Genomic DNA, 16,910 nt, shown 5'->3' with positions numbered 1-16,910 from the left:
ATTTATGTATACAAAATTACTTACTTATTAATACTTATCCTCTTTACAAAAAGATCTAAAACCCCTAATTTGCCATTCAGTAGTATAATTCACGTCAACAAATACTAAACAAGGTATACATAGTTTACAAATAACACATATTTAATTATTAAAGAAATTAACAATATAATTTATATTAATAATACATTATAAAAAATATTAATTTCTTTACTTAATACTTAAAACAAGTATAATGCTTAAATGTAACGTACCATATAATTAATCCTATGAAAGAAAATATTAAAAATAGTATTTCCAACATTAATGACAATTTAGAAAATGATTGGAATGCTATACTATCAAATAGTCAAGTATACAATTTAAGGCCAACAAAACTTTCAGACATACAATTAAGTGGGTATGAAATAGAATCAGAAATCCCAAGATTACTTAATAACTTGTATATTAATAGTAAACTTATTAACCTAAAGCAATTACAACATAATTTTTGTCAATCTACCCCGCATGAAATTTATCAAGCCATGAACGAGTTATGTTATTATTCTACAAGAAATGAAGCATTCCCTAAAAATCATGAAAATATTCATTCTAATGATTTATACAAATATTATCAAAATCGTATAAAATTTTATCTTACGCTAAAAAAGACATTTAAAGCTAACATTAATACTATACCACACAACAGCATAATAAACGAACTTGTACACAATATTACCGTAGGAACTATTGGTGCCTTTGTTACATATAATATAGCATATCCTATTTTTAGAATAGTAAGCAAAATTCATAAAACATGCAATTATGATTCTCATAAGCTCGATATTACATATGCTCTCAACATGTCATACTCTGCAAATAAAAACCCAAATTCCATTACAATACAGTGTATATCTAAAAGCAATATATTTCCCAGAGAACTATATTCTGACAAAGAAAAATTACCAGTATTCGAAGATTTTGAAAAATATAAAAAATTATTTAACGATTATTCACAAAATAAAACTTCCAGTATAAAAAATGCAAATTTTGACCAAAAACTTACTTCAATGTTTTACATAGAATATACTATTACAGCAATTGACAACAATAAAGTTCAATATACAAATTTTCATTGCAAGCTCCTTCTTCCAAATTATTCTTTAAAAAACAATGAAACATCTACTAAATCAATAATAGAGAAATTACGTGCCTTACTAATAAGGCTTTGGAATATAATTGTCAGAAACACAAAAAACGTATCAACACTAAATATAGGAAGTTATGACACAATCAACGACATTAATCATACAGTAGATATACAACATACATGTAAGAACAAAGTAGTAATTTCTTGCAATTTTAATAACTCTGAAATAATAAATGCATTTACAATTGATACAGCAAATAATATATCAAAACAAAAATCCTGCGGTAGAGCATTTAGTCAGTAAATATGCAAGTAATTTAAGCCATAATACAACAACACATACGTGTATATATCTAAGTCACTTAACTTTTCTTCAAAAAAATAAATTCAATAAAAACTCATAGGTTCACTATCTATGTTATAATATTCATTCAACAATTGTAACCTTTATATACAATGTGGTGTACATTTATACATTATTAAGTGATCTTTCTTAAGATTATATATATATTTATAATATATAATTAGTACTGCATTCACAATTCACAGAATGTTTACACTCATATAAAGTATAAAAGAAAAGTAAACATAAGGTCATACAAATGTTTCTATATCATATTCATAATAGTATTTTTTATAAAGCTTTTTCAAAAATAACAACAAATTCTTTAATTAACAATACGCAAATTAGTAATGATGTATTAAGCGGATACACAGCTAGTATAGACTTTAATAGAACAAATATAAGGATAAATAATAACATTGTTAAAAAAGATTATGAAACATATACCAAAGACGGTTTAATAAGAGAAATAATGCGCACACAACATAGCATGCCTTCTGAATTAAATAACTTATGTACAATATACAATACCACTACACAAAATTTCTTAGAAAAATGTCCAGCAAGATATTTACTACACATAAAATATAAAAGTTTATTTTGCAAGTATTGTAATGTTCAACCTGACATAAGACTCACTAACGAAATAATAACTAATTGTAACCAAGGAGGTTTTATATCCTCTATCGTATATGCACTTATGTCAGAACTTTATACAACACAAAAGCCCTTATTATCACATAATTGTATTGTTTTTAAAGTAGGTGACAAATCATCCACGTTTATTACTATACCAGATCAACCGTCTAATGCAAAAACTGCTAATACTATATCAGTTAATGAAAGTATTACTTTTATCTTCTTTAACACATTAGGCTATCAATGTAGTGTTCCAGTTCAATTAACTTACACAATTTCACTAGTATCAAATATAATAAAATACCACAACGTTAAAATAAGTGGAGATATACCATACAAATTACAAGAAGATATTAATCAAAATATACAACATACCTTACTAAGCAGAATAAAAAATAAAATAACAATGTTTTTCTACCGTATATGTGCTTATATATCATCGTGTATCTACGGTTGTCAACCTATACCAGAAGAAGAAAATGATATACTTATCGATAACAAAAAAAGCTCTTCATTTTCACTGACACGCACACTTGAAGACCTTTATATTTACACACATAAATTACCCGAAACCAAACAATTTTGCTTAGAGGAACATAATAATTTAATAAAAAATCACCATGCTAATACAAAATTTCAAGAAAATATTACAAACTTACAACATCAAGAAAATATTACAAACTTACAACACCAAGACAATATTACAAACTTACAACATCAAGAAAATATTACAAATCCACAACACAAAAAAAAGATATCACAAACTGAAAACCTTCAATTAACAAGTATAGAACGTCAAAAACCATCAAATAACAAACATATTAGTTAACATAAAATTTTTATAAAACTATTACAAAAATACATCATAAAATATACTAACAGTAAAATGTTATATTTATAATATAATAAAAATTCAGTAAAGTACTAACCTATAACCATGATGATTCTAACAGAAACAGCATTCTTTATACTTAAATCACTAATCTTTACTTAACAAATGCGTGACTGCATAAATATACTTAGTATTTCTACTACACCATTATCTTTTCAATAAAAATTAAAAATATGCTCTATAATATAAAAAAAACATTACATTAATTATGTAACCTGACGCCCATATTAAAGAGAATCAACAAGGAAAATAAAATTTAAAATCAAAAATAATACCTATATCAAAATAACACTTAACAAATCTTACAATACATAAAAAGTGAATATGAAATTTTTTTTGTATTATCTTAATATAAATATAAAGCTATCACATATTTAAAAAATTCATTCAGTACTACTTATGATCACTTATTAATAAATTCTTTAACTTATTAAATAATAATATAATATTCTTAATTATAAAAAATTAATGATTTCTAAACATGACAAAATATACTCCTAATCCCAATTATTATAATAAATTTATATCCTCCATAACAATAGATTCACTGATTAATGAAGCAACTTCCAGACAAGATGTACTATGTGGAAATACTGCTATGCAAGATTACCATAGAAAAAACTTATGCTTAAATGGAATAATGATACCAAAAACCGAAGAACATAATTTATCTATAAAAGAAAATATTGAAACATATATTAACAATCTAATAAGAACATGCGGCATTTTGCCTGACTTGCAAGATATATGCAAAATGTACAATATAGATCAAAAAGATTTCTTAGAAAAATGTCCCAGACGTTATTTAATGTACGTAGAGTACAAAAAATTATTTAACAAAACAATTAAACTTTCTCCTCACATTAAACTGATTAATGAACTCATCACCAACTGTAATCAAGGAGGGTTATTAATTGGATCAATCACAGCAAAATGTATTCATATGCTTTTCCCATATGTAAATACTATTATCAAACCAGATAATTCAACAGATATACACATTAAAGCCCGTAAAGATACTTTAAAAACAAACTTTACTCTTACACACAATCAACATAAACCTTCACCAATATCGCACAATATTTTAGCAGATGATGCTCCAAAAATTAAAAGAAAGCAGTATAATAATGCTTCAGCAATAAAAGAGCAGGATCATAATAGTACTACTAGTAATAAACAAAAATCATACAATCCCTTATCAACATCAGATACTCTAAAAGTAAGAGAAGAATTATTACTTGACATTGTTCACAATGAAACAGTTTTTTCTCAAGTTAATATATCTCTAGAATATAGTATGTCATTACAAGATAATAATATACTTTATCACAATACTTATTTTACAATCACAATTCCAAATAAATTAAGTCAACTCATTACACATATAAAAGAAGATAATCTTCATAATAATTCTAATAACTTACCACAACTACTAAAAATACATCGTTCATCATCAGATACAAAACTTGTATATCATATTGGCCAAGCTAAGATATCATCACAATTTCAAAATTTGTTATCGCAAATTCCAAAGGACATTAATGCGTTTTCTTTTCCCATAACTATAAACAATGTACAAGTTTCACCCGATGAAGTAATGGCCGACACAAAATTACAGCATCATCAAGATTTACAATACTTTAAATAAATTTGTACGCATCTTATAAATTATTTTAATACAGATTTAATACCGTTAATTCAAAATTAAATACAAAACACCTTTATATAACTACAAATAACCTATAATCTTTATCTAATACACTTATAGCAACCCAAAGCACAATATTATAAAACTCAACAAGAACATATATGCATATTATATAAATAAATAATTAATTAAGTAACTAAATTAAGATCTATAAAACATTTCAAAAAATATAAACCTTAAATTATAATATTACATTAAAAAATTTATAAATTAACATCTTAATAAAAAATAATATAAAAAAATGCCATTATAGAATATAGAACTACTAATATATATTTTCATCTTAAAAATATTCATAGAATATAAGCGTATAAATATCTACTATTACCAATACTATTTCTTCATACTAATTACAGTAATATAACTGATAAATATACCCTATAATATAGGTTATATATAGTATTTACAGAAAAATATGCAAAATACATTTTACTTTAAATAACTCATTGGTATTACTACTTGATTATAGTTAATATTTAAATTTTTTAATAAAAATTAATATTTTATTAATATATAAATTCTAATATTTATTAATAATTTTAATTTATTAATTAATATTTAATGACTAAATACAATATTAATACTGATAATAAATCTGATATACAAAATCTTCAATATGGTACATTCCATCAGAATTTTTCTTCAATTACACTCAATTCACTAATACAAGAAATATGTACTAGTAACAGTGTGTTAAGCGGCAAAGAAGCACTACAAGATTATGCTACAAAAAACTTAATTATAGGTAATAAAAGCATCAAACATGATAATAACTCACTATATAAACCTTCTTTACAATCTCATATCCAAAGTTTAATAGATCAACACAATATTTTACCGGAAATAAAATACATATGTAATATGTATGATATAGATCATATAAATTTTCTAGAAAGGTGTCCAGAACGCTATTTGCTATATTTAGAATATAAAAAATTATTCTATAATCATTACAAATTCACACCTCACATAAAACTCATAAACGAACTTATAACTAACTCTCATAAGAAAGGATTTATAGGCCGTACACTGCTAAAGTCCGTACGATCAGCAATAAAAACAAACATATTCAAACAACAAACAGCAATAGATATTGAAACACAAATATTGTCTACACTAGAAGAAGCATCATTAACAACAATAACTATTGATCCTCCTAAAGCACCTGCTCTTTGCCATATTGCCCCTTACTCATCAAAACATTATCACTCAAGTGTATCAAATTGTATAACAATTACAGAACATATGATAATTAACTTAAATAAAATAAGCCAATTTACAGGAGCAATGAAAATAACCCTTTCTTATAAAATATCCTTAAAAAACAAACACAAAAAGATTTATTATAACAATATCGAATTATTAGTAGAAGTACCACAACAACTTCACAAATATGTTGTAAAAATAAATCCACATATAATAAAATTAAAAAAAATTATTAACCATTTAACAAAAATTCAATGGAAAATATTATCATATGTTAATATTTACAGACCTTTAAGAACCAACACTAAAGAAAGTAATACATTAGTTAAGCAATCTAATGATTTATTATCAACTAATTTTACATATTCTCTTCCAGATATCACACTTTCACAAAACTTTTTTAAGAAACTTAATCTATTAAAGATAAAAAAAGCAATTAATCTATCTTTTTTAAAAGCAATTCCACATAGTATAAAACATAATTCTTTATATTTACCTACTTCATTATTAGAGGATACATCATTATATGATGTTCAAACAAAATCTTTACTAATAATTAAAAAAATATAAATTTATTAAGATAATAAATTAAATTATATTAATAAAACAATTTATTATTAATTATAAAATTAATAAAATATTAAGATCTTAATAATAAATTTATCTTTATTATTAATTAGTTTTAACTCATGTTTCATAAAAAATTCAATACTTACAAGAATATATCTAAAAGCCTTCAGCCATTAACATTCGATCAAGTATTTTCCAAGATCAATATAGATGAATTAAAAAATTGTATACAAAGTACAGAATGTTTAACGGAAGAATCACTTATTAAAAATCTTAAAAATATAAACTTTTATATAAATCAAAAAAAAATAGACACTAAAAATTTAGAACACACTTCAACACAGAATAATGAAAATACATTACCTAATAACAGAACAACAGCTTTATCAACAATAGATAACATAATAAAAAGTAACTCTTTCGATAAGATTGATGTAAACCCCATAATTATTGAGGGGCTAGCTAATCATTGCAATAACAACGGATTGAACAAATTATTCTTATCCAATATTAAGTCTTGTACAAAATATCAAATGAGTAATGCAAAAATATTTGATGAACATAAACCTTGTATAAAAATCAATGTACTTTCTAAAAACCTAATACATATTGTTCATAAATATGGAATAGACATCAAATCACAATTGAATGAACATCTAGGATCAATTACAGTATGTTTTCAAAGTCATATATCTACACAAAAGGACATAATTAAACACCAGAATAACACCATAGATATCGATTTTTCTTCTACGCTATCACATTTAATAAATAATATAAAATCTAAAAAATACACACAAGACATGGCTATTAAGCTAAAAGTAGCAACTCCTCTACATTTAATATATATGGCAAAGGACATTGATATAAAGCAATCCCTAACAGATAATGTAACTGAACAATTAAAAAATCTACCATCTCACAAAACTCAATATCAGTACAACAAAACATCAGAAATAACAACTATAAAAGAACCTATTTATAATAAAGCACAATCTTCTCAAGATCAAAGCAGTATTACTAATTCACCATATAATACCAAATATCCTTTAACATCAGAATACCATCCGTATACAAGCAAAGTCCGATCTTTATCATATATTTTAAAGCAATATCGTAAGAGCACACCAATAGAAGATCAACAGATATATATGGATATCAATAATAGTTATACTATAGATCAAGAACCTACTACTTCACATAATATTATACCTGTTATCAAAGATCAAACTTCTTATACACAACCTCATAAATCAGTACCTCAAAAGCAGCAACTTTCAAATACTAACGATAAAAACAATACATTTAAAGATACGATTTCTGTTAATCAATCAAAAATCAAAGAACAACAACCATTAAATATGAATAGTAAAAATGATACATCACAAATTCATGAACTTACACAACCTACTTCTGCAGATTCTGAGTTAACCCTTGAAAGGCCATCTTCTTCTGCTAATTCACAAAATTTTTATAAACAACTTGGTAAATTAATGACTAAAGAACAACAGCCCTTAAGTATGAATGGTAAAAATAATACACCACAAATTCATGAACTTATACAACCTACTTCTGCAGATTCTGAGTTAACCCTTGAAAGGCCATCTTCTTCTGCTAATTCACAAAATTTTTATAAACAACTTGGTAAATCAATGACTAAAGAGCAACAGCCCTTAAGTATGAATGGTAAAAATAATACACCACAAATTCATAACCCTATACAATCCACTTCTGCAGATGTTGAATTAACCCTTGAAAGGCCATCTTCTTCTGCTAATTCACAAAATTTTTATAAACAACTTGGTAAATCAATGACTAAAGAACAACAGCCCTTAAGTATGAATGGTAAAAATAATACACCACAAATTCATAACCCTATACAATCCACTTCTGCAGATGTTTTAAATAATATTACATCGAAGAATTCATCATCTAAGAAAATAGCTATTTTACGCTACAAATTTTTAGATCAATTACTTAATGAATCAATCAATAAAGAACAACGACACTTAAATATGAATAGTAAAAATGATATATTACAAGTTCATAAACCTATACAACCTACTCCTGCAGATGCTAAATTAACCCTTGAAAGACCATCTTCTTCTGCTAATTCACAAAATTTTTATAAACAATTTGATAAATCAATGACTAAAGAACAACAACCCTTAAATACGAATAGCAAAAATGATACATTACAGATTAATAAACCTACACAACCTATTTCTGCAGATGCTAAATTAACCCTTGAAAGACCATCTTCTTCTGTTAATTCACAAAATTTTTATAAACAACTTGGTAAATCAATGACTAAAGAACAACAGCCCTTAAGTATAAATGATAAAAATAATACACAACAAACTCATAACCATATACAATCCACTTCTGCAGATGCTACTGTTTTAAACAATATTACATCGAAGAATCCATTATCTAAAAAAATAGACGTTTTACGCTACAAATTTTTAGATCAATTACTTGATACATCAAACTCTAAAGATCCTACTGTTTTAGACAATACTACATCTAAGAATACATCTTCTACACAAATATTACATACAAATATTAACCCTATAATAAATCCAAAACCTTACTCAAAAACAACAGCTACATATAGAAAAATTCCGCTTTTTAACATTAAAACAACTAATACCACATCACCATCCTATAATGATGATAATACACAAAAAGTAGAAGCACAAAATCAAAGTATAACTATCACAAGCAAAAAAGAATCTGCAGGTCAGACCTCACAGCAAACAACACCAGTAATTTCACAGAATATACAAAAAATAATCAAACCTGCCATTGCTCGTAAACCCTCTTTATCACAACTTTACTTACAGACAATAAGTACAGATAAACAACAAAATAAAGATAAAGTTGCTACCCAACCTATACCCCAAACTAATAACACTTCTGCTGACTTACAAAATACTACCCTAGTAAAGAGAAATCTTTCAACTCATACAGCAACAAAGTTAACAACAGCACAACATATATCTACTTTACAATCAACAAGTGCTTTATCTACATCTACAAGTAAAGAATCACAATCCCATACAGAAAAAACAATACAACCACATGATAAAGAACATTCTCCACAAACAATAAAAGATCTCCAACAAAAAAAACAGTCACATGTTACACAGCTTAAAAACATTTATGAAAAATTACTTACTTCACAATCAACAAGTATTCCATCAACACCTACAAGTACTAAATCACAACATCATACTACAAAAACATTAACACAATCACATAATGGAAAACTTTTTGTACAGGTAATAAAAGAACCTCAACAAAAACATCAGTCACCACGTGTTACGCAACTTCAAAAACCAGCAAGTACTCCATCAACATCTATAAGCACTAACCCACAACACCATGTAAAAACATTAACACAATCACATAATAGACAACTTTTTACACAGGTAATAAAAGAACTTCAACAAAAACATCAATCATTACATGTGACACAACTTCAAAGATCAACAAGTACTCCATCAACATCTATAAGTACCAAACCACAACATCGTGTAGAAACATTAACACAACCACATAATGGAGAACTTCTCGCACAAGTAATAAAAGAACTTCAACAAAAACATCAATCATTACATGTGACACAACTTCAAAGATCAACAAGTACTCCATCAACATCTATAAGTACCAAACCACAACATCGTGTAGAAACATTAACACAACCACATAATGAAAAACTTTTCGCACAAGTAATAAAAGAACTTCAACAAAAACACAAAGAAGCCTCTAGTAACCCTTCTAATAAACTTGATGCAACATCACTGCAACAATATAACACAAAAACACTTAATAGATAAACAGGCTAATCTTTAAAATAAGCACTATAAAACAACGTTTTATAGTGCTTATTACTCTATAAAATCATCTTTTTACTACAAAAGTTATAAAATTTTGAACATTCCCACTTTTTATAGAATTCACAAAAAAACTTTAAAATATCAAGGATCATATCCCATAATAAGCTAATTTTCAGAATAACTAAATAATACATATACGATATATAATCATATCAAATCATCACACCATATGATACAAAAGCTTATATAATTTATTAATATCTTCAAATTTAAATTTCTATTATTACAAGTAAAACAACTCTACCCATTAGTTATCACTTAAATATATAAGATGTAAGCAATTTACACACGATATAAGAGCACATTGATAGCTATAAAATTTTCTTTAAAACATTAATTCACGAAAATTTGTATTATACTCAAAAATATCACAATTTAACTTCCTGAACAATTTACAAAAATAATGTAAAAATAAAACGTACCTATATTAATAAGCCCACATATAGAATATATAATGTACTTTCCTTAATACTAATTAAATAAAAATACTATATACTCCTTCATTAAAATACTAAGTCCTAAATTGAATGCAATATTTCAATCAACTAATTTTATCTTCAATACAATATTCTGCTTCACATATATATTTTATTCCTAACACACCTCCTGCTATTAAAACTCTTGGTCGTATAGAATTTTTACAGCTCAAAAATTGTAGTACTATAGAAATAGAAAAAATAATAGAATCGGTACTCACAGAAGAAGCTTATAACCTTTGTAAATCAAAAAATTACTTCACAACTACCTTGAACTTTAATCAAGAATACCAACTAAATATACATATTATACGTAGCATATCACAAATAAAAATGGTGATACAAATTAACAAAAAAACCTCTTATTCTTTATCAGAATTAAATATACCTATTGAATTATTAAAAACTATCAGTTCAGCATCAAAAGGATTAATAATAGTTACCGGAGCACCTCATCACAATAAAGATATAACAATTAATGCATTACTAGACGAAATTAATAATAATCAAAAAAAACATGTGTTGATCTTTAGCAATGATAATGCTTTCCATAAAACATCAAATAAATCGATAATAAGCTCATATAACTTATCACAAGTTAATTTTGAATTTATCAAAAATCAATCAGCAGATATTGTAATACTAGGCTGCATTAATAGTACTGAATTAATCCATATAGCAAACAATTGCATTGCTATAGGAACTTTAGTTATAGCATTGGTAGATGCAGTATCAGTGACATATGCAATAGAAAAAATTATTTCCCTTTTTCCACATAGGCAGTCTGGTCTTAATACGCTTTCGTATCATTTATTAGGAATAATGTTACAAGTTTTTATTACAAGTAAAATCCATAATAACAGCTTATATTTATATGATTTTATAAAATGTAACAGTAAAGTACAAAACTTAATACAAGAGGACAAGTTACAACAAATCAACTCTTCTAACATAAAGAACAAAATTAATGAACTTATAGAACAAAATAAGTTGACTTATCATGATGTACAAATTATCCTGTCAAATTTATCTAATACCCAATTTTTTTATGATACACATTATGATATATTCTAGCATCTTATTACTTTGTTAATAATCAATACTACCAACAATACTCTTAAAAAAGGAGAAGTACATGAATAGTTCTTCTTATCACATCATTATACTTTCACTTATGTGGCATACTTGTTGTAAGCAATCTGCTAATCAACAATAATAAAAAATCTTTATCACAAAGAAAGTAGCGTAATTAAAAAATATACCAACATAATAGCTTAAATAATAGTTATCTAACAAAAAATATTTTTGTATATTAGTCATCACAGTAACGTATATAGTGCATTACTGATATTACAAGGTAGGTAATACAATATATATAAAACATAATCAGGAGAATACATGACCACCACAACGTTATGTTATCGTAGTAAAAATTAGTATAATGATACTTACCACGTAATAAATCAGCAAAATAAGCACGTAAAAGTATGTTAACATAAATAATTACACATACTGTACAAACTCTATTATAATAATTTAATTTTCATGATATTATTATTCACAAATGGACTAAAAACATTCGAAATACTTGAAATAATCCCATGTATCATATATACAAACAATTACATTAATCTTCTACCAATTTTGGACTTGAAAAATCAGCGAAATAAATATATATTTTGCCATGCTACACTTGTACATTACAACAGCTCTATATATATTATGATCAATAACTTTAAAATTAATCCATTAGTACCCAATAAACCCCCTCAAGAAACAACTGTAGTAGTTGCAATGTCAGGAGGTGTCGATAGCTCAGTAACGTCAGCACTTTTACATGTACTAGGATACAAGGTAATAGGGGTTACTATGCAGTTATATTCTAATAATAATTCAAAAAAAAAAGCATGTTGTGGCAATATTGATATTTATGATGCAAAAAGAGTTGCTGCCTCTATGGGATTTCCTCACTACGTATTAAACTACGAACAAGTATTTAAAAAAGAGGTAATAGATGATTTTATAAGTTCTTATGAACGTGGTGAAACTCCTATACCATGTGTAAAATGTAATCAAACAGTAAAGTTTAGGGATCTTTTACACACAATGAAAAATATAGGTGGAGACGTATTAGCAACAGGTCATTATATTAGACAAGTAGAAGTTAAAGGTGAAATGCAAATATTTTCAAGCAAAGACATAAAAAAAGATCAAAGTTATTTTTTATTTTCCGTTACTCCCGACCAACTAAAATTTCTAAGATTTCCATTAGGAAACTTCCAAAAAAGCGATATTAGAGCTCTAGCAGAGTTTTTTAATTTAAGTATTGCTAACAAACCAGATAGTCAAGATATATGTTTTGTGTCAGAAACATACAAAAAAACTATTTTTAATCTTAAGCCAAGTACCATGAAAAAAGGTAAAATCATACATATTAACGGCCAGGTTTTAGGAGAACATAATGGTATAGTCAATTTTACAGTAGGACAAAGAAAAGGTCTCGGCATATCATCACCCATACCACTACATGTAGTAAACCTAAATGCAGAAAAAAATGAAGTTATTGTTGGTCCTTTATCATCTTTGATGAAAAACAAGTTGTATATTAAGGATTTAAACTGGATATCAAAAAACCAAATTCCACTTCAAGGATTAAAAGTAGAAGTAAAGCTTCGCTCATCTCATCCTGGGAGTCCAGCAACTATATTTCTAGATAATACAAATTCAGCAACCGTATTATTAGAAAATAGTTATTGCGTAATTACCCCAGGGCAAGCATGTGTAATATATAACAAAGATAGAATGCTAGGTGGTGGCTGGATATACAATAAAACTTAAGTAATTCTTATTTAAATCAATATACCTTAAATACAATGCTTTCCTGTAAAAAATCATCTACAAAATTATCAGTATCAAAAGTATATTAAAACATGATAACTAACTGTCAATGTTGATACAAGCTTCACATTAATAAATCTATTAGCAATAACTATATTTTTGTTTTTATACAACTTTATAATATCAAACTTAAAATACCAATTGTCTTTATTACTAGCAACATACAATACCATCCATAAACAAAACCAATATCAGTTAGTTTTTGCTGTATCGTATCCATATATATAATCCCAATATTTTTAATTTACGATATAAATAAGCACTAATAAAATAGCAAAACTTTTTTTATACTACATTATATACTAATACAATAATATATTGATCAATATCAACAAATTCTTTTAGAAGCTTGCAAATTGATAAAATACCAAAATCTAAACAGCAGGAGTCATGAATTTATACAACATATACAAAACACATAATTTTAATATCTACAACACGGAGTCTATATATGCATATCAACCTTGTAGAAAGTTAAAAATACGGTATAATATTATGTAAGCAAACTCCCGTATTTGTAATAATTACAGTACAATAAAATATAATATATATTTAATATTCTAAATAGTATGTAAAGCTTACTAATATAACTGCTAAACAATACACAATTTGTTACATATGATTCAAAAAAGTACAATAAGCTTATCTTGCTAATCCTCATATTATTTAGGTTTTTGATATGATATAAGTGAACACTTATTATCAATAAAAAAACATTAAAATACACATAAGTAACATTTACATATAAAAAAACTTGTCATTAGTATTAATGATATACTACATTTACAGCTTCATAATAGCTGTATACAACAGCAATATGCATAAATGTTTTAGACTTTAGAAGAAATATTTAGCATCCATGTTGTTTAAAGCATTGTATAATATTTATGCTGTAACAAACCCAAAGAAATTGTATGCTAATAGCAATTTCTACAATATATTACATACTTATTTATCTACAATACAGTATTTGTGTAATGCATAAAAATCTTTCACATGTACAAAGACGCAAAAATTATTTTGAAACTACGCGCATAACTCATCACAAATTACTTCCATTATTATATTTATAGTTAATCCTTAAATATAGAATATTATTAGCATAAGCATACAATACATCCATTTATAAAATATTATCCTTATGATAATTAATACAATCACATCTTTATTACATCCAAATAAATTACCTATTTATTAAACAAAAAACCCATACTGCATGCAAAGACGCACAATAAAAGACGTAACTATACTCCATCATTAATCATTTATACAAATATCTTTAATACACAATTAAAAATACACCGCCAAAATATACAAGTAATTGTATAAACGTTTTTACCATACTGCCAGAAAAATGCTACACATCATCCAATGTAATCCATAGATAAACAACAAAGTCATTATTAAATACTTTTTTTGTATTTTTCTCTTAGTATTATTATTTAACACAAAATGAATAATAGTGTACATCAGTGGCGTTGCTCCCAATGGAAAAGCATATATACAGTCTCTTATCACACCTGTTACAAACAACAATAAATAACATGGCAATAGCTCTATATAAAAGAAACACACAGCAAAAAATAAAAAATCAACCCTTAGAGTAAATTGATATACAGTCTTACTAAGTAAAAATTCACACAATATTAAAATAATACTTACTAGAAATAGTAAAAAGTTTTTAACAAATAACTTTAACATATATGATATTCCGTAATATGCGATCTTATTCTTCTAACAATATTACGCGCGTCCTTTTATATTTTAATACTCGTAATAATTTTTAGTTAAACATTAAAGTTATACTATATATTAATATATAAATCGTATTCTATGTTATACTTTTTCAAAATATCAACAATTCCATACGTTATATATAAAGTCATTACACAACTATATAAAATTATATATAATATATCCGCCCATATTAATGGCCACTATTCTATTCAGTAAGCAATTGCTTCTAATCAGCAATGTTTTACTTTATTATAAAATATATCATAAAGTACATAATAAATTATTTTTGCTATCAAGTTTAAGCATTAATTATTTACACATTTCATTCACTGTTAATCTCACCTTGTAATACATATCTTCTACCTTATAAGATAAAACTCAAAAAAGTTTTTTATCTATATAATCTTAATACTTTAAAAAATAGCTTTATTTTTATGTAATGCAATATTATTGTGATAACCTTAATAATCCACCTTGTAAACTTCAGAACAACAATATGTCTAATCGTTATACGAATAAAAGTATAACTGCACAAAGTTTACATGACAATACAACCTATAAGATTAAAATATATATTCTAATTAAAAAACAAACCCCACACACATTGTATTTAATTTTAAATATACCAAAAATTAATTTATAAATCTATTCCCTTGGTTTCCTAATATAACAAACATAAACTATAAAAACTAATCGATAAAATCACATAAACTTTCTTATAGCAGAAACATAACCTTTAGTTTTGTATTGTTAACAAAAATACACTAGATGTTAACATTAAATATTATAGTATTTTCGAAATAGCAATAGCAGTTTTACATATTTTTTTTATTGCATAAGACAAAACTTGATATGCAAAAGCATCCTCTGCTCCATGATCTATAGCAATATCTTTATGTTCTGATTCTTCTTTATAAAACTGTTTTATTTTTTCTTTTAATTTAGCATCATTACAATTATTCAACTGTAAAAGTTGGTTACGATAATGATCACATATAACTTCTTCTACTGCAGCAGTACAAGCCATTGCTGACTTTTCTCCCATAAGAGCCGTTACAGCCCCCATCATTACACCCATTACATGCCACACTGGCAAAAAAAATGTGGGACGTACCTGCATTTGTCTCATAGTATCATTAAAATATTTAAAATGGCACTGCTCCTGTTTTTTCATATGAAATATCTTTTTAGCCATTATGGGATTCTTTTTTAATACTAACTCTTGCCCATGATATATGCAAACCGCACCATATTCACCAGCATGATTTACTCTGATAACACTCTCAATAAAACCATTCTTTAACATAACACACAGTAAATAATTGAATATTTATATACAAAAAACTTAAATTTGTATGGTTGCATAATATAATTAATAATTCTTTTCGTTATTGTAAAAAACATAACAATCAC

8 protein-coding genes are annotated in these 16,910 nt (G+C 25.8%); 7 read left to right on the top strand and 1 reads right to left on the bottom strand.

Annotated features, from left to right (window positions below; translation table 11 throughout):
* Window positions 1-266: 266 nt before the first annotated feature.
* The 7 genes from NLO413_RS04665 to mnmA all read left to right on the top strand — a co-directional run bounded on the left by NLO413_RS04665 (window position 267) and on the right by mnmA (window position 13,700).
* Window positions 267-1,430 carry a hypothetical protein gene (locus NLO413_RS04665; protein WP_045809307.1) on the top strand — a complete coding sequence of 388 codons (1,164 nt, stop codon included), beginning with the start codon at window positions 267-269 and terminating at the stop codon, window positions 1,428-1,430.
* Between the two features lie 298 nt (window positions 1,431-1,728).
* Entirely contained in the window at window positions 1,729-2,937 is a 1,209-nt protein-coding gene (locus NLO413_RS04660) for a hypothetical protein (RefSeq protein ID WP_045809306.1), read from the top strand.
* Window positions 2,938-3,481: 544 nt separating this feature from the next.
* Entirely contained in the window at window positions 3,482-4,648 is a 1,167-nt protein-coding gene (locus tag NLO413_RS04655; RefSeq protein WP_045809305.1) for a hypothetical protein, read from the top strand.
* A 621-nt stretch (window positions 4,649-5,269) separates the two neighbouring features.
* The gene (locus tag NLO413_RS04650; RefSeq protein WP_045809304.1) at window positions 5,270-6,484 is read left to right on the top strand and encodes a hypothetical protein; all 1,215 of its coding nucleotides are present in this window, start codon (window positions 5,270-5,272) and stop codon (window positions 6,482-6,484) included.
* A 119-nt stretch (window positions 6,485-6,603) separates the two neighbouring features.
* On the top strand, window positions 6,604-10,326 hold the full coding sequence (locus NLO413_RS04645; RefSeq protein ID WP_045809303.1) for a hypothetical protein: 3,723 nt from the start codon (window positions 6,604-6,606) through the stop codon (window positions 10,324-10,326).
* A 587-nt stretch (window positions 10,327-10,913) separates the two neighbouring features.
* A complete protein-coding gene (locus NLO413_RS04640; protein ID WP_045809302.1) occupies window positions 10,914-11,936 on the top strand; it encodes an ATPase, T2SS/T4P/T4SS family in 1,023 nt (340 codons plus the stop codon).
* A 648-nt stretch (window positions 11,937-12,584) separates the two neighbouring features.
* The gene (gene mnmA, locus NLO413_RS04635; RefSeq protein WP_045809301.1) at window positions 12,585-13,700 is read left to right on the top strand and encodes a tRNA 2-thiouridine(34) synthase MnmA; all 1,116 of its coding nucleotides are present in this window, start codon (window positions 12,585-12,587) and stop codon (window positions 13,698-13,700) included.
* A gap of 2,581 nt (window positions 13,701-16,281) precedes the next feature.
* Here mnmA and NLO413_RS04630 read toward each other — a convergent pair.
* Complete coding sequence (locus tag NLO413_RS04630; protein WP_045809300.1) at window positions 16,282-16,803, bottom strand: demethoxyubiquinone hydroxylase family protein; 522 nt, start codon at window positions 16,801-16,803, stop codon at window positions 16,282-16,284.
* Window positions 16,804-16,910: the final 107 nt, after the last annotated feature.

Source organism: Candidatus Neoehrlichia procyonis str. RAC413 (assembly GCF_000964795.1).
GTDB classification, from domain to species: domain Bacteria; phylum Pseudomonadota; class Alphaproteobacteria; order Rickettsiales; family Anaplasmataceae; genus Neoehrlichia; species Neoehrlichia procyonis.
Note: the sequence above shows the minus strand (reverse complement) of the source record. Positions and strands in the feature narration are given on the sequence as shown.

Coding starts and splice junctions, on each gene's coding strand:
- NLO413_RS04665 (WP_045809307.1), top strand. CDS start 267: ATGAAAGAAAATATTAAAAATAGTATTTCCAACATTAATGACAATTTA.
- mnmA (WP_045809301.1), top strand. CDS start 12,585: ATGATCAATAACTTTAAAATTAATCCATTAGTACCCAATAAACCCCCT.
- NLO413_RS04645 (WP_045809303.1), top strand. CDS start 6,604: ATGTTTCATAAAAAATTCAATACTTACAAGAATATATCTAAAAGCCTT.
- NLO413_RS04650 (WP_045809304.1), top strand. CDS start 5,270: ATGACTAAATACAATATTAATACTGATAATAAATCTGATATACAAAAT.
- NLO413_RS04655 (WP_045809305.1), top strand. CDS start 3,482: ATGACAAAATATACTCCTAATCCCAATTATTATAATAAATTTATATCC.
- NLO413_RS04660 (WP_045809306.1), top strand. CDS start 1,729: ATGTTTCTATATCATATTCATAATAGTATTTTTTATAAAGCTTTTTCA.
- NLO413_RS04640 (WP_045809302.1), top strand. CDS start 10,914: ATGCAATATTTCAATCAACTAATTTTATCTTCAATACAATATTCTGCT.
- NLO413_RS04630 (WP_045809300.1), bottom strand. CDS start 16,803: ATGTTAAAGAATGGTTTTATTGAGAGTGTTATCAGAGTAAATCATGCT.